The following is a 23792-nucleotide window of genomic DNA, read 5'->3' as shown; positions in this document are numbered from 1 at the left end:
AGTATGGTTAGTGGCAGGTAGTGTGGAGCGCAAAACAACCGGACTTTAGCCGGTTTCTGACGCCTGAGCTTTACTAAGCAGGGTTCAGGCCCCCGCGCTACCTAGCGAAACATGGTTTTGATGGTGCTCCAGGAGCGAGCCAGCAGTGCAGTAGGCGCCGTGTGGACGGCCGGTTTGGTAGGCTGTAGGGCCGAAAGTAGGGCAGAGGGCGCCGAGGAGCGGGGCTGGGTCAGAAGAGTTGCGCTGTATCCTATAGCAGTGCAAAACAGCAGCAACAATAGCAAAGCACTAGTTCGAAGCATAACAGTAACGGTAATGTAGATAGCACAAATGATGGGGGCAAGTATACGAAGCCGCAAATAGAATATGGGGTTTGTGAGGCGGAAGGCGTTAGCTTAGGGCGGAAAAGATGGAAAGTGCTTTTGAAATACGAGCGTAACATGTACTTTTGCAGTCCCTTCCGCAAAATCGGCAGGCAACAAGGTACAAACGGCACTACGACCATGAAAAAAGACATTCACCCCGAGTATCGCGAAGTCGTGTTTCAGGACACTTCCAGCGGCTTCAAATTTGTAACCCGCTCGACGATGAACTCTAGCGAGACCATCACGATGGAAGATGGCAAAACTTACCCCGTTGTTAAGGTGGAAGTTAGCTCGGAGTCGCACCCTTTCTACACCGGCAAAAACGTACTGCTCGACACTGCTGGCCGCGTAGAGAAGTTCATGAACCGCTACAAGAAGAAGTAATCCGACGAAGCACTCAGCCAGTACTGGCTTGCTGTTGGTCTACATATGAACTCCCTTCGATGTACTCGAAGGGAGTTTTTATTTGCCAATTTTGCAGCGGCATTTTTGCCCGTACTTTCCTAGGTACTGATTCATCATTAGGCCCCGGCTACCAGCCAGCCGCCACCAGCAAAGCGCTCTTCCTATGCATATCCTGCTTTTCGACGACCCGGCCATTCGCCCCCATTTGCTGCCTTTTACCTTCACGCGCCCCGTGGCAGCCCTGCGCTGCGGCATCCTGACGCTGGCCGAGAAATGGCAGCACCGCCTGCAAGCTGAGCGGGTAGGGTACCTTACCCAGGACTATCTGCAGGCCAAATTCCCGGCCGGCGACACGCAGGGCCCGGCCGTAGTTATCAACGGCGCCGTGTGTCCCGATGAACTGCTGGCCCAACAAGTGAAGGCCTTGCAGCCCGGTGAGGCCCTTTTTGATGAAGAAATGCTGGTGGCCGCGCACTTGGCTGATGCAGCGCAGGTAGCAGAGTTGATTCAGGACGGCTTCCAGAAAAACCGCGACGTGGCCGAGCCCGTGACGGTGATTCGGGAGGTGTGGCACCTGTTTCTGCGCAACGGCGCGGAAATCCGCCGCGACTTTGACCTGCTGACCAAAGGCCGTGAGTCGGCGCCCATTGGCGATGCGCACACGATTGTATACGCGCCGGAAAACGTGTTTATCGAGCCTGGCGTGAAGATTCGGGCCGCTATTCTGAACGCTGAGAATGGGCCTATTTACCTAGGCAAAAACTCGCAGGTGCACGAAGGTGCCATCATCAGTGGGCCGTTAGCGCTCTGTGAGGGTAGCCACATCAATGCCGGCGCTAAAATGCGCGGCGACAACACCGTGGGGCCTTATTCCAAGGTGGGCGGCGAGGTCGGCAACAGCATTTTGCTCGGTTACAGCAACAAGGGCCACGACGGCTACCTTGGCAACTCCGTGATTGGCGAGTGGTGCAACCTAGGGGCCGACACCAATACCTCGAACCTGAAAAACAATTACGCTCCCGTAAAAATCTGGAGCCATTCGGCGGGCCGCTTCGTGAATACGGGCCAGCAGTTTTGTGGCCTGATGATGGGCGACCATAGCAAGTGCGGCATCAACACTATGTTTAACACCGGCACGGTGGTAGGCGTGGGGGCCAACATCTTCGGAGCCGGCTTTCCGCGCACATTTATCCCGAGCTTCAGTTGGGGCGGGGCCGCCGGCTTCGAGACCTTCAAGCTGCCGAAAGTAAACGAAGTGGCTGACCGCGTAATGGCCCGCCGCCAGCTGGCCTACGACGAAACGGAGCAGGCCATCATGCGCCACGTGTACGATGCCACGGCCAAAGACCGGGTGTGGGAACGGGCTGCGCCCGCCGCGCCGCAAGCCAACGTGGAGCTATAAACGACCACAAGAGGGTTTGGCGGAGTATCCGGCCTAGTAACAAAAGGCAACGGCCGCTTCGCTAAACCACCGGCAACTCACTACTGGCAACTGAACACACATGCGTTTTTCTGAAATTCCGGGTCAGCAGCAGGTCAAGCAACTTCTTATTGGGAGTGTGCACCGCAACCACGTAGCGCATGCGCAGCTGTTTCGGGGTGCTGAGGGCTCGGCTGCCTTGGCCCTGGCCCTGGCGTACGCTACCTTCCTAAACTGCGAAAACCGCACTTCGGAAGCCTATGACTCGTGTGGCGCCTGCCCGAGCTGTCAGAAAATCGACAAGCTCATTCACCCCGACCTGAACTTCATCCTGCCCGTCACGACCACCAAAACCGTGAGCAAGGATGCTGTGAGCAGCAAGTTTGCGGCCGACTGGCGCGCCTTCGTGTTGGGCAACCCGTACCAGGGCCTCAACGACTGGATGCAGCACATTGGGGCCGAAAACAAGCAGGGCAGCATTTCCAAGGATGAAAGCCTGCAGCTGCTGAAGCTGGTGTCGTTGAAAGCGTTTGAGGCTCAGTTTAAGCTAGTAATTATCTGGCTCCCGGAGCTGATGCACCCTTCCGCGGCCAACGCCGTGCTGAAGTTGCTGGAAGAGCCACCACCCGCCACGGTGTTCCTGCTGGTAAGCCACGCGCCCGAGCAATTGCTGCCTACCATTACTAGCCGGGTGCAGCCTGTGGTGGTGCGCGCCCTGCCCGAGGAGGAGCTGACGGCCTGGCTAACCCAAACGCAGCAAATACCCGAAGCCAAAGCCCGCCAGCTGGCCCAACTTACGCAAGGCAACATTGGCGCGGCGCTGGCAGCTCAAGGAACTACCGCTGCTGACTATGACTACTTCGAGCTGTTTGCCAAATGGATGCGCACCTGCTACGCCAACAAGGTGGCCGATGTACTGGAGAAGTCAGATGAATTTCAGAAGCTAGGACGCGAAAACCAGAAAGAGTTTCTGCAATATGCCCTGGCCACGCTGCGCAAGGTGCTGCTGTTTGGCCTCGACCCGAAGCTAGTACCGCACTTGCCCGCTCAGGAGCAGCAATTCATTCAAGGGTTCAGCCGCTTTGTAACGCCCCGCAACGCCGAGCCGATGGCCCAGGAAATCAATGAGGCGCACTACCACGTGGAGCGCAATGCCAATCCGCGCATGGTATTCGTGGATATGTCGTTGCGGCTGGCCGAGCTGCTGCGGGCTGCCTGATGGCAGAAAAAATGCATCAGGAGCCTGAAAAGGGGTAAAACTGGCATTGCTAAATTGCTATAGCTGGTGCTAAAGTAGCTATAGCAGGTTGCCGGAAAGCCAGGCGCGTATCTTTGCAGGATGTTGCTACTTTCAGTAAGTGGCTGCTTCCCGCGGCTTACTTACTAGGTCTGCGCTGGCCGTAAACTGTCAGCGAAGGCAAAGAAAGGAATTGGCTCTCACATCATCACTAGTTGATTTCGACTTGAAAACGTCCATTCGCATAGGTACCCGCGGGAGCAAGCTGGCTTTGTGGCAAGCCCATCATGTAGCCGATAAGCTCAGCGCGGCCGGCCTCACGCCGGAAATCGTCATTATCACCACCAAAGGCGACGTAGTGCTGGACCGCTCCCTGGATAAAATTGGGGCCAAAGGCGTGTTCACGGAGGAGCTGGAAGAAGGCCTGCGCACTGGCCATGTAGATATTGCGGTGCACAGCGCCAAAGACGTGCAAAGTAGCATCCCTACTGACTTGGAGCTGCTGGCGTTCATGGAGCGCGAGCAGGTGAACGACGTTATCGTGAGTTTCGATCCGAACCTGGATTTGCAGCGCCCCGACCTGGTGCTGGGCACCAGCAGCACCCGGCGCAAGGCCATGCTGAAGCGCTTTCTGCCCCACGCTACTACTGCCGAGGCCCGCGGCAACCTCCAAACCCGCCTGCGCAAGCTGGAAGAAGGCCAGTATCATGGGTTGGTGCTGGCGTATGCCGGGGTACACCGCATGGAATATGACAGCCTGATTCGGTTTGTGCTGCCCGAAACGCAGTATGTGCCCGCTACGGGCCAAGGCAGCGTAGCCATTGAGTGCGCCCGCAATCTGGAGCCCGCGCTGAAAACCGAGTTGCGCCGCATCCTCGACCACCCGGCCACGCACGTGTGCCTAGCGGCGGAGCGGGCGTTTCTGCGCACCATGGAAGGCGGCTGCAGCATTCCTTCCTTTGCTTTGGCTACGTTAGCCGCCGACGGGGAAACGGTACAGCTGCACGGCGGCCTCATCAGCCTCGATGGGCAGCAGTTCCTTGAAGAAATACAGGTAGCACCTACAACGGCCGCCGATTCACTAGGCATCCAAGTGGCCGAAACCGTGCTGGGCCGGGGTGGCAGCCGCATCCTGGCCGACATCCGTCGGGTGCGGGATGAGGCCTAGCGCCCCATTACCACAAAAGTAAAAAAGGCCGTCCCGTTATCGGGACGGCCTTTTGTCTTACAATAACTGGCTACGCGAACTGTTTTTTGCCTCGGCCAAACAAGGCATACAGCGCCAGCGCAAATAGTGCCCCGCTGGTATCGGCCAGCATGTCTTTTTGCGCATCCCAGATGTCGCCTTGGCTGCCCAGGAACGCGGCGCCGGCGCTGCCGCCCGCTACCTCGGCGTACACCCACTCAATCAGCTCATAGCTCATGGCTACCGTCCCGATAACGCAGAGCGGAAACAGGTAGCTGATGAAGCGGCTGCGAATCAGGTCGCGCTGATCGGTGTATTCGATGAGGGCATACGCGTAAAAGCCCACTGAAAAATGCGCCACCCGGTCGTACATGTTGCGCTTAAAGCCAAACAGGTTGTTAAACCAATCGAACGGCACTTTCTCGAAGGTGTAATGGCCGCCCACCGTGTGCATGAAAATGAGCACGCTCATGAGGGCGTAGGCTAGGTTTGAAAACCGCATGCCGCGCACGTATAGCACTGTCAGGAAGCCCACAATCAGCAGAATTGGAATGTTTTCGGCCCACCAGGTGCCTCGTTCGGCCGGGCTGATTCCGAGGACAACAAACTCGATGAGGTAGATGACTAAAAGGAGCTTCGGAAACCAGTGCGAGGGGAGGGGAGTAGCGGTGTTGTTCATGGAGAGCAAAAAAAGTAAAGACGAGATTGGCTGCCCATACGGCCCGCTGAGGTTTTGGCTGTGTTTCAGGTCATATTTTTGCTTCCGGGTTCATCCGCGGTTGCGTGTGTAAGCGGGGCTAGGGGTTGCCTTCTTGTTTTCTGCCTTTACCTAGTCAGGAACCCACGCAGAAACCCTGTATTTTTACCTTTGTAACTTTCCGTTCCCTTCTCTTTTGCTATGAAATCTGTACTGCGCTACACTCTTTTAGTTGGTTTACTGCTGAGCATTGGCGTCCCGGTGGTGCAGGCGGCCAAAGGCCCGCGGAAAACCAAAAAGGACGAAGTAGTGACTATCAGCACCCCTCAGGGCGATATTCGCCTTATTCTGTTTGACCAAACGCCGCTGCACAAAGCCAACTTTTTGAAGTTAGCGCAAAGCGGTTTCTACACGGGTACCACGTTTCACCGCGTTATTCCGGGGTTTATGGTGCAAGGCGGCGACCCTAATTCCAAAGACTCAGACCCCGATAATGATGGGGCCGGCGCGCCGGATGAAAAGCTGATTCCGGCCGAGATTCGGCCGGAGTTCACGCACAAGCGTGGCGCCGTGGCTGCGGCTCGCTCCGGTGATTTCGTGAACCCGCAGCGCCAGAGCAGCGCCTCGCAGTTTTACATCGTGCAGAATCCGCAGGGTACGCCCCACCTCGATGGCCAGTACACCGTGTTCGGGCAGGTTATCAGCGGACAGGATGTAGTAGATAAAATTGCGCAGCAGCCCACCGCCGAGCGTAACCGCCCCGTAACCGACATCAAGATGACGGTGAAAGTAGAGAAGCTGAAAAAGAAGAAAATCACGGAGCTATACGGCTACCAGTACTAGCCCATTTGCCTAAGCAATGCGAGGTTGCAGCCATTGGCAAGGGTAGTAACCGGAGAATAGCACGATATGAAGCGCATGAAAATTCTGGTTACGGGCTCAAACGGACTACTGGGGCAAAAATTAGTGGAACTACTACAGCAGCAGCCCCATGTGGAGCTGGTTGCTACCTCCCGGGGAGCAAATAAGCTGGCCGCAAAGTATCCGCAGGTGCGTTTTGTACCGCTGGATGTCACGGATCAGGCGCAGGTGCGGCAGGTGCTAGCGCAGGAAAAGCCCACCCATCTGCTCCATACCGCCGCTATGACGAACGTCGACGAGTGTGAGCTGAACCAGGAGGCGTGCTGGCTCCAGAACGTAACGGCCGTAGAGTACCTAGTAAGCGCCTGCGAGCAGCAGCGCATCCATCTGCTCCACGTCAGTACTGATTTTATTTTCAGCGGCGAAGAGGGTCCCCTGACGGAGGAAGCCGTGCCGGGGCCCATCAATTTTTATGGGCAAAGCAAGCTGGCGGCTGAGCGCGTAGTGCAAGCTAGCAGCACGCCCTGGGCTATTTTGCGGACTGTACTTGTGTATGGCACCGCGCACGAGTACGGGCGCACCAATATTGTAGTGTGGGTGCGTGACTCGTTGCGGGCCGGCAAGCACATCAAGGTAGTCGACGACCAGTTTCGGACCCCAACGCTGGCCGAAGACCTGGCCCTAGGGTGCTGGCTGGCGGCCATGCACAATGCCACCGGCATTTACCATATCAGTGGGCGTGAGCAGCTCACGCCCTACCAAATGGCTCTGCAAGTAGCCGCGCACTTTCAGCTGGATGCCACCTTACTTGAGCGGGTAGATGCCAGCACGTTCTCCCAACCCGCCAAGCGCCCTGCCCGCACCGGATTCATTATCAGCAAAGCCGAGCAGGACCTGGGGTACCGGCCCCGCAGCTTTCAGGACGGTATTGCACTGCTCGCGCGCCAAACGGAGGCTATGTCGTAACAGTTAGTTGCCGCCACCGGCTCAGGTAGCGCCATCGGGTGAGGTGAGTTTGCACTAGGCCTAGAGGAGCAGCAAACCGACCAAAGGCCCTAAAACGCAAAAAACCCACAGACAATGTCTGCGGGGTTTTCACACACCTATTGCAACAACTTATAGTAGCGAAACTTATGGCGAGCAGTCGCCTCCATTTCCTACTTAATTCAAATACGTACACACTTTCTACAAACTTGTGACGCTACCACTGTCAGGTAGTCGTGACCTCGGATGATGAGAGCCCGCGCAGAGAAGTGCCTCTGTTTCGGTTCCTAAAATCGCTAGGTAAAAGTCTGCAAAGCAGGTGGCGCTACCGTTGTAGCCGTTCCACATAACAATATTAAGGCGTAAGAATAGCCCTGTAAAGGACACTTCTTCCGAAATCGTGACTTGTAGATTGCCTATCTAAAATAGTGCTTAACGAACGAAGGCATGAACCGACTAGTGATATAAACAAGCTGCACTAGCTGATCGGTAAAGGCTTAGCAGCCGTGGAATGGTCCTTGTTTGTTTATAAATTTGGTATAAAAAGGCTCGTTTTGTGACATAGTGCAGTGCTTATGTACGGCTCCTTTTTGGCCCTCCCAGGCTATGTAAGCTCAGAATGGTAAGGGCCAATGCGCTGCCGGGCCAGGCCACCAGCCACCACGCCGCCGGATCAAGCCGGATGGCAGCCAGCAGCCGGCCCCAGCTTGGCATGTCCGTAGGCAGTCCAACCCCCAGAAACGAGAGGGTAGTTTCAAGGCCGATAAGAAAGGCCATAGTGAGCGGAAACCGAACAAGCTGCACGTGCCAGGTAGCTGGCCAGATATGGCGCCGCAGTAGCTGAAAATCGGTGAGACCAATGGCCCGAGCGGCCTCCACGTACACTTGCTCCCGGGCTTGGAGCGTAGCCGCCCGCATAATTCGGGCGGGAGTAGTCCAGCAGGTGAGGGCCATCAGTAGCACCAAGCCGCCCGCCGAAGGCCGCTGCACAGAAGCCACCACCAGCACCAGAATCAGTAACGGAATGGAGTCCAGCAACGCAAGCAGGCCGGAAACCAGCGCATCGATAGGCAAGGCCCACCGCTGCTGCCCCCAGCGGGTGCGCCGGAGCACCCATCCGACGGCCGCACTTCCCAGCAGCAGTAGGCTAAGAACAACGCCCGGCGACCGAAGCAGTTGCGCCGCAAAAACCAAGCAGCCACCACCGAGCACAGCCGCTGCTACCCCCGCGCCAGCTGCAAACCGATAGCGCGAATTATCCCAGAAACCCGCGGCGCTGCCCAGCACAGAGCCAAGCAGTAACGTGAGAACGGTGGCCGGAAAACTGACCAGGAAGATAGTGCGAGCACCCTGCAGTAAAGCGCGCCCCACATCCTGACCCTGCGGATCAGTGCCAAACCAATACGACGCCTGAAACGGTGGCTGACTAGTATGCAGTAAATCGGGGGTTACCAGGGCGCTAGGGGCTAGCAACGCCGCAACTCCTACTGCGCTCAGCCAGCCCAAAGCCAGTAGTTGTGTCCATCGCCACCGTTGCTGCACCTGCTTCATGAGGCCAGCTTAATGCGCGGATCGGCAACCTGATAGAGCACATCGGCTAGCACCTGGGCCAGCAGACGGGTGATAACCACTAATACCACCCCACCCAGCAGTACCGGATAGTCGTGAGTGGCAGCGGCATCGGCTAGCAAGCGACCCATGCCAGGCAACGCAAACAAAACCTCCACCACCACCGAGCCCGCCACCAAATTCGGAAGCAGCTCCGTGAGCAGCGTGATGGTGGGAAGCAGGGCATTGCGCAGGGCATGGTGCCAGATAACTCTCCGCCGGGAGGCACCTTTGGCGCGCGCCGTAGCTACGTACAGGCGTGTTAGCTCCTGCTGCAAGGCGCCATCCAGCTGAACTACCAAGCCCGGCACACTTACTAGTACCAAACTGAGGATAGGAAGCGCCAGATAGTAGAGAAGGCGCCCCGGTTGCTCCCACCAACTGGCTAGGGTATCATCAGGCCCCAACCCAAACGCCGGAAACCAAGCCAGTGCATCGGGATTAGCCAGCAGCAACAGCAGTGCCACCGCTACTAAAAACAACGGAAACCCCTGCAGCACCTGTACCGCTCCCAAAACCAACGGCCGCCAGCGCAGATGTAGGCTCATAAACGTACCCAAGACTAGGGCCAGGCCAGTACTCAGCAAGGCTGCCAGCACGGTAAGTGGCAGCGTGTAGCGCAGTGCTTCCGACAGCAATCCGGCCACCGGGGTATCGGTTCGGAAGGAGGTACCTAGGTCGCCGCGGAATAGTTGGCCCGCCCAGTGGTGGTATTGGTTATGGGGCCCGTGCCACTGCCAGCCTGTTTTGGGTTCCAGCGTGATATAGAACAAGGGGTTATCTAGGCCCGCGCGCTGCTGCAGTTGCTGAACCAGGAGTTCCTGCTCAATTCGCCCAATGCGGGCATCCGTCTCTCGGAGGCTTTGCACGTAGCTGGCCCGGTCAGTTACGGCACGGCTCAGCAGGAATAAGCACGACAAAATCAGCCAGGCCGCCAGTAGCGTTCTTCCCAAATAGCGTCCTGCCGCTTGTGCCCTCATGTGGTGCTAGCGGGCGGTGGCGCCTTTCAGTGGCTGAATCAAAGTCACTTCATACCCTGGCTTAAGGCCTGACACCGGAACAGTGCCGAGGGCCTGCGCCGCTGCTACTCGGTATTGCAGAAAGTAAAGCACCGTGAAAGGCCGCTCTATGGCCATCAGCCGCTGAAACTTGCGCAAAAGCCGCACCTTTTGAGTGGCATCATCAGTTGCCACAATGGCGTCAATCAGACGGTCATTGGTAGCATTGGAAAATCCTGTGGAGTTGCCCGCACCAATGCCCTTGGAGTGCAGCAGAGGTGTAAAATCGTAGGAGAACGGATTGCCCGCCAGGTTCAGGATCTGCATATCCGTTTCGCCGGCCCGGGCTTGCCGGCTCAGCACCGACTGCTCCGTAGGCCTTAACTCTACCGGAATACCTAGTGTTGCGGCTGCGGCCCTAAACTGAAGCGCTATGGTTTCAAAGCCCGCGTCGGCGGCGCGGTAGCTAACAGCCAACTGCAAACGCTCTGGTTTGCCGGCCGCATTGCTACCCTGCCAAACACCATCAACCTGTCGGCGCCAACCTGCCTGGCGCAACAAGTCCGCCGCTTTTTTCGGGTTGAAATCAGGTAAGGGCAAACTGTCGTTGTAGTACGCCTTGATGCGCGGGCTAATGAGGCCGGCACTTGGGTAGGCAGTGCCTTGTTGCGTGGCCTGAATCAGGGCCGGCACGTTAAATAGATGCGTGAGGGCCTGGCGCGTCAGCGGATTCCGAAGAACGGAACGACGCACGTTAAAATTGGCCGTTACGAATTCATACGAATCGGCGGTAGAAAACCGCAGCCGGGCGCGGTCAGTGGCCGATTGCTGCATACGAGCGAATTCCCGGGCCGGTACCATGGAGTATAGGTCTATTTCGCCGCGGCGCAACGCTAGCGTTGCTGTAGCTGCATCCGGAATAACCTGATAGGTGATTTGGGTTGGAAAGGCCCTGAGCTCGGGCGGCGGTGCTGGCAGGGAATCGGCCCACCAGGAGGGTTTGCGCTGTAGGGTGAGGTAGCGCCCGCTCTGCCATGCTTTCAGCTGATAGGGGCCGCAACCAGGCAGGCGCTCCGGATGCCGGGCCAGCTCAAGTACCCTATAACGCGCGGCAAAAGCCTGCACTACAGCCGCCGGATTTCCTTGGCGGAGGCTAGGCAGCGCTACACCACGCAAGGTGCCTTTGGGGTCCAGAATGTATTCTGGAAGAATAGAAAAGTCGCCGGAGCTGCGCAGCCGGTCATCGGACTGGCCCACGCAAACCAAGGTAAAGCGTTTGGGGTCGCGGGCATCCAACTGTATGTCCCGGATGAAGCCATATGTGGCCTGCGCCATTTCAATCGGCAGCCCTGGGCAGTTCATGGCCTTCAGGGTAACGGCTACGTCGCGGGCCAGCACTGGGGTGCCATTATCCCAGGTGGCTTGTGCCCGCAACTGGTAGGTCACCAGCAGTAGCGAGTCGCCGAGGCGTTGGACGAGGGGTAAGGAGTCAGCCAGCCATGGTACAAAGCGTTGCTTCTGCTCATTGCCCTTCAGTAGGCTGCAATACAGCAGATTGGCAACTTCAAAGGCGCTGGAGTTATCCACTACCAGCGGATCCAGGTTTTCCGGGTCGCGGGCCCAGCGGATCCGGACGTTAGCAGAAGACGTGGATGGGGGAGAGGGAGGCGAACACGCCGGCAAGCTCACCCACAGCAGCAAAACCAGCCTAGTAAGAAGTTGCTTCATGAACGGATAACCGTGCGGGAGTTAGGCCGCGCAAGTTACCATGTTTTGACGCGAAGTGCGGAATAACCTGAACTATTGCTAGGGCTAGTGTCCTTCGCCCCATCCATTGGTGCCATGATCGGCGATGTGGCCTTCACCCCAGCCGTTGGTCCCGTGACCGTCAGCGGCTGTCTCGGTGGTGGAAGAGCTTGCACTTTTAGTAGCCGTCGAGGTAGAAGAGCTCGTGAGGCTGGAAAGATGCAGGATGGCGAAAAGGAGCAGCTCTAACATGGCTTAGAATGGTTTGTGGTTCAGGCGATTGACTGACACAAAGGTGGACTCCAGAACACCGGTGGGAAAGGAAAGAAAATCAGTAAATGTGACTTCTTTTCAAGAGAAAAACAGGCGCGTTCTTGGCCTATCTGGAAGCGCAATACAGGCTTCATTCCGCTTTTAGGGGCACTTATTCCAACTCTCTCCGTCGCCTTTTTTGCCTTTACTGTGACATAACTTGCCTAAAATGAGCATAGCTTCCCAACTACAAAGGAACCAGAGCTATTCTTCAGTAGAAAGGCAGAATAATCGTATTTTGTGACATGGAGTTGAAGAAGGTGTATATTGCAAACACAGTCTAAAACGCTAGAAAACGCATATTTCCTTATGGATGAATTAGCTACTTTAGTAAAAATTGTGACAGACAGGCGGCTAGCAGTACTACCGTTCCTGGATTTTTCGGCCCGCAAGGCCACAAACAAGGACCTGCAGTTGGTCCGGATGCTGGAGCAGGAGCCAGGGATTACTCAGAATAAGCTAATCAAGACGTTATATGGCAATACGGAAGCAAAAAACCAAACGGCGTTCCGGCAGCTAAAGTCACGGGTGCAGCAAAAGCTGCTCAACCACCTCTACTTTTTGGATCATACCGATATCCGCCACATGGTAGCACGGCGGCATGAGCAGCATTGCCTGGGCCTTTTGCACCAAGCCCGGATCCTGACCGGAGAGGGAGAGTATAAACTGGCAGAAAAGCTCTATCGGAAGGCCTTGCTGATAGCAACAGAGGCTGAGCTAACGCAGTACGCAGTTATGTGCACCCGCATTTTGCGCAACCTCTACGCCGAGATGCGCAATCCTGCCCGCTTCAAACTAATGAATCAGCAGCTCGAACAGCTACAAGAGAAACTGGTGCTGGAGGATGAAGCAGAGCACGCGTTTTTTGAGGTAAAAATGTTTTCTATTTATCGGGTTCGATGGAGACAATCCATGATTACTCAGCTCCCGAAATATTTAACCAAGCTCGAAGAAATTCACAAAAAGGTAAAGAGCTACAATACATTCTACTACCTCTACGTGACTCGTTTATCACAGGAAGAGATGGTGGGTAATTATGAAGAAATTATAAAAATTACTTCCCAAACGGAGAAGGCTCGGAAGCTGGGTAAAATTAATGAAAAGCGGTTTGATAAGCGCTTTAATAACTACATGAGCGTGTATGCCCACCTGCGCTGCCGCAAAGCGGAAAAAGGGCTAGCGCTGGCTGAAGAGTACTTCAAGGATTTTCACTATTCTTCCGGCAACTGGTTTTACTACCTCGAAACGTATCTGCTGCTCGCTATCCACGCCAAGCAGTATGAGCAAGCGTTTGAGCTGCTACAGCAGGCGCGCAAGAACCCATATTATCCCAAGCAGCGCGTAGCGGCTCAGCAGCGGTGGGAGCTGTATGAGGCGTACATCCAGTTTGTGCGGCCGGAACAGTCGCCGCTGAAAATGCGCCACTTTGCGCAGTTTGTACAAACCGTGCCCGATTATAGCCGCGACAAGCAGGGCTACAACGTGGCTATCCTGATTATTCAGTTCCTGTACTTTTTGCAGCGCCGTGAAATTGAAGGACTGCTGGCCCGCCTCGATGGCCTCCGGAAGTATGAACAGCGCCACCTCCGCGACCCGGCTACACTGCGCAGTCAGCTGTTTTTCCGGATGCTACTGATGACCGTGAAGGAGAACTTTGTGCTGGAAGCCTGCATCAAAAAAGCCGCCCCCTTGCTGGAGCGCCTGAAAGCGGCCCCACAACCCGGCGAAGCCTTCGGCGAAATAGAAATTATTCCCTACGAAGACCTCTGGGAACTCACGCTAGGCATCCTGCGGCAGTTGACCGCTGAGCAGGTGGCCGCCGACCAAGCCGAGTGGAACCGGGTAAGATGAGGCTAGGCTGTGTCTAACAAGTGCTTTTGATCATTTTGAACGTCATGCTGAGCCCTGCGAAGCATCTCAACCGCTTCGCTAGGCCTGTTGGTTTGCCAGAGGTAGATATGCTTCGCAGAGCTCAGCATAAAGTTTTGAAGTTTTCGGACACCACCCAAGTAAAAGCCCCGCCTCCTGGCTGAAATGGCCAAGGGGCGGGGCTTTTACTAGGCGCCAGTATCGGTCAAACCGTTTACTAAAGCTACCAAGAGTAAGAAGTGGGTTTCCTTCTTTACTTCCCGATTACCTTGAATTCGGTGCGGCGGTTAAGCTGGCGGCCACCTTTGGTAGTGTTGGGGGCTACCGGCTGTGTATCGCCGTAGCCCGCAAACGTGAGGCGGCTTTGGGCAATGCCTTTGCTTACGAGGTAGTCAACCACGGTTTTAGCGCGGCGCTGGCTAAGGTCTTTGTTGTAGGAGGCGTTGCCTACGTTATCGGTATGGCCAGAAATTTCGAGGCGCAGAGCCGGCGTTTCTACGAGGAGCTTCTGGAGGCGCTCTAGCTCGCCGGTACTTTCCTTGCGCAACGTGGCTTTATCGAAGTCGAAGAAGATGTTGTTGAGCACCACCTTCACGCCTACATCCAGCTTCTTGAGGGCAATATCCTTTACCACCTCAGAGTAGGCAGCACCAGCCGGCAAATCGAAGTTCTCGGAATGGAACAAGTAGCCTTCTTTGCGCACCACAATGCCGTAGTTCACCCCAGAAGGCAGCGACACGAGGTAGCGGCCCGATTGGGCATTTGACTGGAACGAGGCAATGGTTTGGTTCAGGGAGTTGTCGATGACGTCAATAGTGGCTTCCAGCGGCTGCTTGCTGGCTTCCTCGGTTACTACCCCCTTTAAAATGGTAACCTGTGCTGAGGTTATGGCTACGGCAGGGGCTAGCAATGTTTCCTTCACGGGCTGCACCCGTGAGGCCAGCAGTTGGTCTTCTTGGTTGAGCAGCGGCGGCTTTTCGGGTCCGAGAAAGGTAATCTGGTAGATGTCTTTGGAACCTAGTCCATCATCCCGGAACGAAGAGTAGTAGCCATGGCGGCCCGAGGCGGAAATCACAAAGAATACATCGTCGTCGGGGGTGTTAATGGGCCAGCCTAGGTTTTCGGGCGTGCTCCACTTGCCGTTCTGGAACACCGACTTAAAGATGTCGTAGCCACCCATGGAGTTGTGGCCTTCCGAGGAGAAGTACATCGTTTTACCATCGGGGTGCAGGAAAACGCCTTCCTCGCCGTACTGCGTATTGATAACTGAACCGAGGTTAACGGCGGGTCCGCGGCCTTCTATTTCAATCTTATAGATGTCGCGGCTGCCCAGGCCACCTTCCTTGTCGCTGACGAAGTACAGGCTACGCCCGTCGGGCGTGTAGGCCGCCGACGACTCGTGAAATTTAGAGTTGATGCGGGAGCCCAGCTTTTGGGGTTTGCGCCATTCGGTTCCGCGCAGGTTCGCCTCGTGCAGGTCGCCGCCGTTGTCTTCCATATACACCAGCATACGCTGGCCATCAGGAGCCAGGCCTACGGTGGCATCGTGCCCTTCGGTATTGATGGTTTCGCCGAGGTTGCGCGCCGCCGACCACTCATCTTTGCCGCTGCGGGTGCTTTGGTAAATGTCCTCGAAGAAGCCCCCGGTTTCAGGGTCTTTGTTGTCGCCGGTTGAGCCCGCCCGCCGCGAGGTAAACAGAATCACCGATTCGTCGGCCGTAATAACGGGGCCGTACTCCGGGTAAGGGGAGTTGACACCGGGGCCGGCGTTATCAATAAACACGCGGCTGGGTTTGGCTTCAAGCTTACGGCCGTTTTCACACTCCCGAATTTTCCGCTGGATATCTTGCGTGAAAGCAGCCGTGTTCTTAGTGCCGGTGGCGGGGGTAGCGCGCTTGTATTCAGCAATGGCCGCATCCCACTTGGCATTCAGGTGCAGCCCGCGGCCCAGCAGGTAATGAATGCGCTGGTCTACATCAGGGTTAAGCTGGTAGGCTTTCTGCAGGTACTCCAGCGCCCGAGGTTTAAAGCCTGAGTGCAGGTAGCTGTCCCCAATTTTGAGGTTGAGCTCCGCGTTATTGGCGTTAAACTTCTGGGCTTCTAGGTAGTGAGGCAAGGCCTGCTCATAGCGCGGCGGGTCCATCTCATAGAACTCGTCGCCGGCTTTCATTTCTTTCAGGGCTGCCTTCAGTCCATCTTTATTATTGCCGAACTGATCTTTGCTGAACTCTACGTTCTGGGCCGAGGCAGCCGTTGCCGAGAGCAGCAGAAAGGCAAGTAAGTATTTATGCATCGGGAAAGGGTATCGGGTGAAGCGCAGCTCCGGCCCGGATAAATCAATTCAGACTAGGCAAGGAAAGAGCGCAAACCCCGCCGTACTACTGGCGCTTATTCGGCGCCGCAACCTGAGTTGGCTGCGTGGGTATTGCCCACTTCAAGGCCTAGCTCGGCGGCTTTGCGCCAATCCTGACAAGCACCGTCGGGCAGGCGCAACATTTCACGGGCGTGACCCCGATTCAGGTAGGCCTCCGCGTACTGGGCATTCAGGCTGATGGCCTTGCTGGCATCGGCTTCGGCTGCTTTGTAGTTTTCCAGCTTTAGGTGCGCCGCGGCCCGGTTGTTCCAGGCAAAGGCATAGCTGGCATCGAGCTCAATGGCCTTGCTAAAATCATCGGCAGCGCCTTTGTAATCGCCTTGCTCGAAGCGGGTGCTGCCCCGGTTGGTGTAGGCTAGCGGGTTATCCTGCTTCTTCACCAAGTAGTCGTTGTAATCCTGCACTGCGCCTTTCAGGTCGCCGGCCCGGCGGCGCGTAGCGGCGCGGTTCAGCAGGGCCGGCAGCAGCTCTGGCTGCAGCTTCAGGGCCTGAGTGTAATCCTGAATAGCGGCGGGCAGGTTTTTGAGTTGGCGTTGCGCGCTGCCGCGGTCGTGCCAGGCGTAGGCATAGCTGGGGTCAGCTTTGATGGCCTGGTCGAAATCGGCTTTAGCGGCCTGATAGTCGGCTTTCTCGAAACGTAGGGCCCCGCGGTAGTACCAACTGGGCGCATAGTCGGTTTTCAGCTCCGCGGCTTTGCCGTAGTCCTGCTCGGCTTCGGCGGGCTGCTTGAGGGCTTCTCGGGCCTGGGCCCGGCCGAAGTAGGATCCAAACGTAGTAGGATCAAGCTTGATGGCCTGGTCGTAGTCCTGCACGGCTGGCTGGTACTCTTTCAACTCATAGCGCACCGCGGCCCGGTTGTAATAGGCCTTCGCGAAATCTGGCTTGGCGGCCAGGGCCCGGTCGAAATCCTGGAGGGCGGCGCGGTAGCTTTTCTGGTTGAATTTGGCTACGCCGCTGTTGTAGAGCTTCTCAGCGAGCTGGGCCGGCGGCAGCGTAGTAGCCCGAACGGTATCTACCTGGGCTTGAGCAGCAGAGGCACCTAGCAGCAGACCAGCGGATAGTAAAAGTAACTTATGCATAACGTCCCACGGGTTTTATCAGCGTGGGATAAATGTAATTTTAATTGCGCAAAAGGCAGCAAATCAACACACTAAATATGTTTAAATTGTCTTTTTATAAGATTTAATAGTCTATAACGTAAAGGCCTTGCTAGGTGCTTTAGGCAGCTGAACTCCTGAAGATGGCTTGGCCGGACTAGGCCTTGCGGGAGCATGAACCCTAGTAAAATAGTAGCGCGCTTACTGAGGCAGCTGGGTCCGAACCAAGTCTTCCCATTCGCGGCGTAATGAGCCGTGGCCCACGGGCCGGCCTGCGCGGCGGTACCAGTAGGCCGCATTGCCGGTGTCGCCTTCCTGGCGGTGCAAAAAGGCGTGGAGCCAATTGTGCAGCGGGTCGTGCTCATTATCCTGGGCAATGTTATGGGCCTGGTGCCACTCGTCGCGGCCGGCGTACCACAGGGCTACAAGCAGCGGCGATAAGCCGGAGGGCGGCTCGTGCTGTGTTTGGGAAGCAAGAAAGTCAGCGTACATCATACCTGAGCGAAACGATAAGAATGGTAAACTTTTTAGGGGCAAATGTGTCCGAAAGCAAACTTCCGGCTCGGAGTTAAGGTTCTATACGCCAACCGCGGTGGTCCGGTGGCAGTTGTGTAATTTTGCAGCGCCGCCGGCTTATAGGCCGTCGGAATATTTAACCTAAAGCCTAGCTTTCACCTATGGCCACGTATCCCGAATACATGGTAGCTCCCATCCGTCAGGACCTCGTAGAGGCCGGATTTGAGCAACTGATGACCCCCGAAGAAGTTGATGCTGCCCTCACAGAGCAGAGCGGCACCGTACTGGTTGCCGTAAACTCCGTGTGCGGTTGTGCGGCTGCCAAAGCCCGTCCGGCTTTGAAAATGGCTGTTTCCAGCTCCGATAAGAAGCCCGCCAAACTCGTAACTGTGTTTGCTGGTATGGAAACCGAAGCCGTAGCCAAAGCCCGCGAGCATATGCTGCCTTATCCTCCCAGCAGCCCCTGCATTGCCTTGTTTAAAGATGGCGAGCTAGTGCACATGATTGAGCGCTACCACATTGAAGGCAACGATTTGATGCGCATTGTAAATAACCTGCAAGGCGCTTTCGAAGAGTATTGCTAAGCTTGGCGGCACCCTGTGCCGAGAGTAACCTGAAAAGCCCGTAGTCGTATGCTACGGGCTTTTTCGTTTTACCTTGCTGCTCTATGCACGACACGATACAACCGCTTTCCTGGGACACGGACTTCCTAGGCTTTCCGGTGGGCCAAATCCGGTGGGCGAGTAGTGACGGGTTGGTGCCGGTTCAGGACCTAGTGCACCAGGCCCGGCAGCAAGGGTACCGGCTGCTCTACTGGTTTATGGCTCCCGAGGACCTAGTGACTAGTGAGGCTCTCTTGGCCGAAGGCGGTGTGTTGGCTGATCGGAAAATCAGAATTGCGCTACCCCTCCAAGCGGAGCAAACCCACCAACTGCCGCCTGGCATTCACCCAACCACCCAGTTTAGTCCGGAGTTGCAGGCCCTGGCCGTACAGGCCGGTGAGCATTCCCGGTTCCGCACCGATACCCGGTTTTCCCCTGAGGTGTCTGGCCGGCTGTATGTGGAGTGGCTGCGTCGCTCATTGCTCGGAGAGCTGGCCCGCGAGGTGCTGGTATATCAACCGCACCCCACAGAGCCAGCCACCGGCCTCTTAATATTGGGCGAGAAAAACAACCGCACCGAAATGATTTTGATGGCCGTGGAGGCAGCGCAACGCGGACGGGGAATTGGGGCCGCCTTTATTGAGGCTGCACGCTGCCGGGCCTCGGGGTGGGGGCATAGCACCGTGCAACTAGTTACGCAGGCCACTAACCCAGCCTGCCGCCTGTACACGCGTGAAGGCTTTGTGCTGGAGCAGGAAGAGCACGTGTACCACTTGTGGCTGTAGCGCCTGGCACTTTAAGCCCGCAGGCAGGGTAGTAACTGGGCTGCCTTGGCGGTTCTTGACTGAAATACTGCACCTTTGCCCAGCAGGATGTTATCCAATTCCTTTATGCCTGAGTATTCGGTAGTGGTGCCTGTGTATCAGGGCCAGGACACCTTACGGCCCCTGACCGCGCAGCTGTGCGAATTTTTTACCGGCACTAACCGGACGTTCGAAATCGTATTTGTGTACGATTGCGGACCCGATGACTCCTGGGCCGTTATTAAGGCATTGCAGTCTGAGCTAGGGCCAGGGCTAGTAAAAGCCGTGCATTTGTCGCGTAATTTTGGACAGCACAATGCACTGCTGTGCGGGTTCAGCGAAGCAAGCGGCCGGTTTATCATCACCCTAGACGAGGACCTGCAGCACAGCCCCGCCGATATTGAGCGCCTCATTCAGCGCCAGCAGGAAGGCGACTTCGATGTAGTGTACGGCAAGCACGAAACCTTGCAGCACTCCTTTTTTCGCAACATCACGTCAAGGGCCATGCGCCATCTGCTGCGGGCCGGCATCCCCGATCTGCACCCCGACTATTCCGCCTTTCGGCTAATTAAAGCCGAGGTAGCACGCTACTGCCTCCAGATGCGGAACTCCTATTCGTTTCTGGATGGCTACCTCACCTGGGTGACCACCCACATGGCCAGCACGCCAGTAGGGCATCATAAGCGCGCGACCGGTCAGAGCTCGTACACGGTAGGCAAGCTGGTGGCCTATTCCATCAATATTTTCGCTACGTTTTCCAACCTGCCCATCCGGCTGCTCTCGTTCACCTCCGTGTTCGTGTTCCTGATAACGACCAGTTATTCGGTGTATGTATTGATTCGGAAGCTGGTGTACAACGACTTCCTGCTGGGGTTTCCCTCCCTGATTATCTCCATCGGGTTTGGCGTTGGGCTGATTCTACTGGGCTTGGGCACGCTAGGCGAGTACATCCACCGCATCAACGTCAAAACCACGAGGCGCCCCAACTTCGTGAAGCGTCAGATGCCCGACTAGCCCTGTTAACTGGTCAAACTGCTTGTAATACAAGGCCCCACCCAAGCTAGCTTGGGTGGGGCCTTGTGTTTTGTGAGGCGCCTAGGGTTGTTGCTGAGCGGAACCCTAGTTGGCTACCTCGCTCAGGAACTTGATGCGCATCAGGCGCAGGTCCTCTTCCGTAAAGTCATCGGTGCCAAGCTCCTTCAGGGCCACCGCAATGTTGTCGGTCTGCGAAGTCATGAAGTAGTCATAAATTTCATCCTGGCGGTCCTGGTCCAGCACCCCATTGATGTAGTAATCGAGGTTGAGCTTGGTGCCCGCGTAGCAGATGTGCTCAATTTCCTCCATCAGCTCCCGCATGTCAATGCCCTTGGAAGAAGCAATTTCTTCCAGGTCCATTTTCTTATCAATCTGCTGAATGATGTAGATCTTGATTTTTGACTTGTTAACGGCCGACTTCACCACCACATCCGCGGCCGTAATGATGTCGTTTTCGTCAACGTATTTCTGTATCAGGGCCAGGAAAGGCGCGCCAAACTTCACCGCTTTGCCTTGTCCTACCCCCGAAACGTGGGCCAAGTCTTCCATCTTGGTAGGAAAGGTGGTAGCCATTTCCTTTAGTGATGGGTCTTGAAACAGCACGTACGGCGGCAGGTTTTTCTGCTGGGCCACCTTTTTGCGTAGCGCCTTCAGCATATCAAACAGGGCCTCATCATGCCCGGCGGCCTGCTGAACTTCCTCTTGTTCCTGTTCTTCTTTCACCTCTTCCTCGTAGTTATGGTCCTTGGTGAGCTTGATTGAATGCGGATTCTCGATGAAGTTGATGCCTTTGGTGGCAATCTTCACCACGCCGAAGTTCTCAATATCTTTTTCCAGGTAGCCACTCAGCAGGGTCTGGCGCAACAGCGAGTGCCAGAACTGGGCATCATGGTCTTTGCCTAGTCCATATACGGGTAATTTGTCGTGGCCGTAACTTTCCACATGCGGATTATTCATGCCCATCAGCACAGTGCCAATGTGGTCTAGCCCAAACCGCTCATCTGTCTGCACCACGGCCTTAAGGGCCATCAGTACTTCGTTTTTGGCTTCAAAACGCTCTTTCGGGTGCTTGCAGTTATCACAGAAGCCGCAGTCCTTCTCGAAATGCTCGCCGAAGTAATGCAACAGCTGCTTGCGGCGGCACACCGCTGAGTCAGCGTAGTTGGCCATTTCCTGGAGCAGCAGCTTGGAGTTGTCGCGCTCGGTTACGGGCTTGTCTTTGTTGAACTTCTCCAGCTTCACGATGTCGTCGTAGCTGTAGAACATCAGGCAGTCGCCTTCCAGGCCGTCGCGGCCGCCGCGGCCGGTTTCCTGGTAGTAGCCTTCTATGCTCTTGGGCGTGTCGTAGTGAATCACGAAGCGCACATCGGGCTTATCAATACCCATCCCGAACGCAATGGTAGCTACAATTACGTCGCACTCCTCGTTCAGGAAAGCATCCTGGTTGGCCATGCGCACATGGGGGTCGAGGCCGGCGTGGTAGGGCAGGGCGCGCACGTCGTTCACGCGCAGCAGCTCCGCAATTTCCTCTACCTTTTTGCGGCTCAGGCAGTACACAATGCCCGCTAGGCCTTTGCGCTGTTTCACGTACTGAATCAGCTGCTTTTTGGTGTTGTGCTTCGGCCGAACTTCGTAGTACAGGTTGGTGCGGTTAAACGACGTCTTGAACACCGAGGCGTCGTCCATCTGCAGGTTTTTCTGGATATCGAGCTGCACCTTGGGAGTAGCCGTAGCCGTGAGGGCAATTACGGGTACCTGCACGCCCAACCCGTCAATAATGCTGCGGATTTTGCGGTACTCCGGCCGGAAGTCATGGCCCCATTCCGAGATACAGTGCGCCTCATCAATGGCCACAAACGAAATGGTGGCCTTATTCAGAAACTCAATGGTATCCTCTTTGGTCAAGGACTCGGGGGCCACATACAGCAGCTTCACCTCGCCACTGATTACATCCTTTTTTACCCGGTTCATCTCTGACTTCGAGAGCGTCGAGTTCAGAAACTGTGCATTTACCCCGAAGGCGTTGAGCTGGTCCACCTGATTTTTCATCAGGGCAATAAGCGGCGAAATAACAATGGCTGTGCCCGGCAGCACGAGCGCCGGAAGCTGATAGCACAGGCTTTTGCCGGCGCCGGTAGGCATAATCACAAAGGTGTTGTTGCCGGCTATTACATTCTGGATGATGTCTTCCTGCACACCCCGGAACTGACCGTACCCAAAAACTTCCTTTAACTTGCCTTTCAAATCAGCCTCTTGCGGCACTTGTTGTTTCACGGCTGGCATGGACATCCTCACTTACTCAATTGGGTGGTAGATTGGAGTAGCAGCACAACAGTGTTGCCTACTCAATCTAAGAATTTTATGGTATTCGGCACCACATTGTTGAGGTACAGAATTAGGTTCTTGCTGTAATGTATTTCTCCCGACGGGCTTCCGATACGCAATACCAAATTTAGATTGAAACCACAGAACGAACTCAACTTACTTGCAAAAAAAGTGCTTCAACAAGAAGCTGAGGCAATTCAGGGGGTGGCCGATGCCATTGCCCTGACCCCTGATTTTGCACAATGCATAGAAGCCATACTCTCTTTACGAGGAAGGGTAGTGGTAACCGGCATCGGGAAAAGCGCGCACATTGCCGGTAAGATGGTAGCTACGCTTAACTCTACGGGCACTCCAGCGCTGTTTATGCACGCCGCCGACGCCATCCACGGCGACCTGGGCATGATTCAGCCCGAAGATTTCGTCATTGCCATCAGCAAATCTGGCGATACGCCGGAAATTAAAGTGTTGGTGCCCTTGCTTAAGCGCAAAGGCGTACCACTAGCGGCACTGGTCAGCAACGCCGATTCTTACCTGGGCGTGCAGGCCGATTACGTGCTGCACGCTCCCGTAGAGCGCGAGGCCTGCCCGCATAACTTGGCCCCTACCACCAGCACCACGGCGGCCCTAGCCCTCGGCGATGCCCTAGCCGTGTGCTTGTTGGAAAGCCGGGAATTTTCGCGACAAGATTTTGCCCGGTTGCACCCCGGCGGCATGCTAGGCAAGCAGCTTTACCTGAAGGTAGGCGACCTGAGCCGACAGAATCAGCAGCCCCAGGTAGCTGATACGGCCCCACTCAAAGACATCATCCTGGAAATATCGGGCAAGCGCTTGGGAGCTACCGCCGTTATTGATAAGGATGGTAAGCTGGTAGGCATTATTACAGATGGTGACTTGCGTCGCATGCTCTCCACCTTTGCCGGTCGCCTAGATGCTGTGCGCGCCCTCGATATCCTGACGCCAGCTCCCGTAACCATCGAAGTTGATGACTTTGCTGCGGAAGCCCTCACCCGTATGCAGCAGCGCAACATCACCCAGCTGGTTGTTACGGAGCAGGGCCGTTTCAACGGGTTCATCCATCTGCACGACTTGTTACGGGAAGGATTTGTGTAACTTATGTCGCCCGGAGAATACAGAGCCACAGCTACTTACCTGTTAGCTGGCGGGTAAACTATGTTTGTTGATATAATTAAATATTTTACAGAAATTATTATATATAAAATATATCGCTATACTTGCCTGATGGGTTAATAGGGGAGTTTCGCTCTTTGCGCTGGAATAGCCACGTTTGCAGAGGTGAAGTCTTTCTTGATTAGGCCTGTTAGGCATTTTCATTTTCCTAAACGCGGGCGTTA

General features: G+C 55.7%; 20 protein-coding genes. 11 read left to right on the top strand and 9 right to left on the bottom strand.

Annotated elements, in window-relative coordinates; genetic code table 11:
• Window positions 1-101 precede the first annotated feature (101 nt).
• Window positions 102-302 (bottom strand): hypothetical protein, encoded by a 201-nt coding sequence (locus ACYVHC_RS06850; RefSeq protein ID WP_460612922.1) that lies wholly within the window; start codon window positions 300-302, stop codon window positions 102-104.
• A gap of 201 nt (window positions 303-503) precedes the next feature.
• On the opposite strand from ACYVHC_RS06850, the gene ACYVHC_RS06845 reads away from it, so the two are divergent.
• The 4 genes from ACYVHC_RS06845 to hemC all read left to right on the top strand — a co-directional run bounded on the left by ACYVHC_RS06845 (window position 504) and on the right by hemC (window position 4595).
• Window positions 504-749: a 50S ribosomal protein L31 gene (locus ACYVHC_RS06845; RefSeq protein ID WP_460612921.1), complete on the top strand. Its 246-nt coding sequence runs from the start codon at window positions 504-506 to the stop codon at window positions 747-749.
• A 184-nt stretch (window positions 750-933) separates the two neighbouring features.
• The gene (locus ACYVHC_RS06840; RefSeq protein WP_460612920.1) at window positions 934-2172 is read left to right on the top strand and encodes a GlmU family protein; all 1239 of its coding nucleotides are present in this window, start codon (window positions 934-936) and stop codon (window positions 2170-2172) included.
• A 100-nt stretch (window positions 2173-2272) separates the two neighbouring features.
• Window positions 2273-3409, top strand: coding sequence for a DNA polymerase III subunit (locus ACYVHC_RS06835; protein ID WP_460612919.1), 1137 nt, complete (start codon window positions 2273-2275; stop codon window positions 3407-3409).
• 244 nt (window positions 3410-3653) lie between these two features.
• Complete coding sequence (gene hemC / locus ACYVHC_RS06830; protein WP_460612918.1) at window positions 3654-4595, top strand: hydroxymethylbilane synthase; 942 nt, start codon at window positions 3654-3656, stop codon at window positions 4593-4595.
• A 70-nt stretch (window positions 4596-4665) separates the two neighbouring features.
• On the opposite strand, the gene ACYVHC_RS06825 is transcribed toward hemC, so the two are convergent.
• Window positions 4666-5292: a DUF2238 domain-containing protein gene (locus ACYVHC_RS06825; protein ID WP_460612917.1), complete on the bottom strand. Its 627-nt coding sequence runs from the start codon at window positions 5290-5292 to the stop codon at window positions 4666-4668.
• Window positions 5293-5511: 219 nt separating this feature from the next.
• On the opposite strand from ACYVHC_RS06825, the gene ACYVHC_RS06820 reads away from it, so the two are divergent.
• On the top strand, window positions 5512-6153 hold the full coding sequence (locus tag ACYVHC_RS06820) for a peptidylprolyl isomerase (RefSeq protein WP_460612916.1): 642 nt from the start codon (window positions 5512-5514) through the stop codon (window positions 6151-6153).
• 66 nt (window positions 6154-6219) lie between these two features.
• Entirely contained in the window at window positions 6220-7137 is a 918-nt protein-coding gene (locus ACYVHC_RS06815; protein ID WP_460612915.1) for an SDR family oxidoreductase, read from the top strand.
• A 591-nt stretch (window positions 7138-7728) separates the two neighbouring features.
• On the opposite strand, the gene ACYVHC_RS06810 is transcribed toward ACYVHC_RS06815, so the two are convergent.
• From ACYVHC_RS06810 to ACYVHC_RS06800, 3 genes are read right to left on the bottom strand one after another with little or no spacing between them, the layout of a single operon-like run.
• The gene (locus ACYVHC_RS06810) at window positions 7729-8706 is read right to left on the bottom strand and encodes an ABC transporter permease (RefSeq protein ID WP_460612914.1); all 978 of its coding nucleotides are present in this window, start codon (window positions 8704-8706) and stop codon (window positions 7729-7731) included.
• Window positions 8703-9716, bottom strand: coding sequence for an ABC transporter permease (locus ACYVHC_RS06805; RefSeq protein ID WP_460612913.1), 1014 nt, complete (start codon window positions 9714-9716; stop codon window positions 8703-8705). Before ACYVHC_RS06805 ends, ACYVHC_RS06810 begins: the two co-directional genes overlap by 4 nt.
• Before the next feature lie 33 nt (window positions 9717-9749).
• On the bottom strand, window positions 9750-11489 hold the full coding sequence (locus ACYVHC_RS06800) for an ABC transporter substrate-binding protein (protein WP_460612912.1): 1740 nt from the start codon (window positions 11487-11489) through the stop codon (window positions 9750-9752).
• A 639-nt stretch (window positions 11490-12128) separates the two neighbouring features.
• Here ACYVHC_RS06800 and ACYVHC_RS06795 point away from each other — a divergent pair.
• On the top strand, window positions 12129-13670 hold the full coding sequence (locus tag ACYVHC_RS06795) for a hypothetical protein (protein ID WP_460612911.1): 1542 nt from the start codon (window positions 12129-12131) through the stop codon (window positions 13668-13670).
• A gap of 271 nt (window positions 13671-13941) precedes the next feature.
• On the opposite strand, the gene ACYVHC_RS06790 is transcribed toward ACYVHC_RS06795, so the two are convergent.
• The 3 genes from ACYVHC_RS06790 to ACYVHC_RS06780 form a co-directional block, all read right to left on the bottom strand.
• Window positions 13942-15981, bottom strand: a complete 2040-nt coding sequence (locus tag ACYVHC_RS06790; RefSeq protein WP_460612910.1) for an OmpA family protein — start codon at window positions 15979-15981, stop codon at window positions 13942-13944.
• Window positions 15982-16076: 95 nt separating this feature from the next.
• Entirely contained in the window at window positions 16077-17141 is a 1065-nt protein-coding gene (locus ACYVHC_RS06785; RefSeq protein ID WP_460612909.1) for a tetratricopeptide repeat protein, read from the bottom strand.
• 219 nt (window positions 17142-17360) lie between these two features.
• Window positions 17361-17654, bottom strand: coding sequence for a hypothetical protein (locus ACYVHC_RS06780; RefSeq protein ID WP_460612908.1), 294 nt, complete (start codon window positions 17652-17654; stop codon window positions 17361-17363).
• A 182-nt stretch (window positions 17655-17836) separates the two neighbouring features.
• Here ACYVHC_RS06780 and ACYVHC_RS06775 point away from each other — a divergent pair, with 182 nt between their 5' ends.
• The 3 genes from ACYVHC_RS06775 (at window position 17837) to ACYVHC_RS06765 (ending at window position 20094) form a co-directional block, all read left to right on the top strand.
• Window positions 17837-18259: a BrxA/BrxB family bacilliredoxin gene (locus ACYVHC_RS06775; protein WP_460612907.1), complete on the top strand. Its 423-nt coding sequence runs from the start codon at window positions 17837-17839 to the stop codon at window positions 18257-18259.
• A gap of 83 nt (window positions 18260-18342) precedes the next feature.
• Window positions 18343-19062 carry a GNAT family protein gene (locus tag ACYVHC_RS06770; protein WP_460612906.1) on the top strand — a complete coding sequence of 240 codons (720 nt, stop codon included), beginning with the start codon at window positions 18343-18345 and terminating at the stop codon, window positions 19060-19062.
• Between the two features lie 105 nt (window positions 19063-19167).
• A complete protein-coding gene (locus tag ACYVHC_RS06765) occupies window positions 19168-20094 on the top strand; it encodes a glycosyltransferase family 2 protein (RefSeq protein WP_460612905.1) in 927 nt (308 codons plus the stop codon).
• A gap of 105 nt (window positions 20095-20199) precedes the next feature.
• Here ACYVHC_RS06765 and recQ read toward each other — a convergent pair whose 3' ends face one another.
• Window positions 20200-22398, bottom strand: a complete 2199-nt coding sequence (gene recQ, locus ACYVHC_RS06760) for a RecQ family ATP-dependent DNA helicase (RefSeq protein WP_460612904.1) — start codon at window positions 22396-22398, stop codon at window positions 20200-20202.
• A 174-nt stretch (window positions 22399-22572) separates the two neighbouring features.
• On the opposite strand from recQ, the gene ACYVHC_RS06755 reads away from it, so the two are divergent.
• Entirely contained in the window at window positions 22573-23550 is a 978-nt protein-coding gene (locus tag ACYVHC_RS06755; protein WP_460612903.1) for a KpsF/GutQ family sugar-phosphate isomerase, read from the top strand.
• Window positions 23551-23792 lie beyond the last annotated feature (242 nt).

The sequence above is a fragment of the Hymenobacter seoulensis genome (genome assembly GCF_054780535.1).
This window is presented reverse-complemented; position numbering and strand designations above follow the sequence as displayed.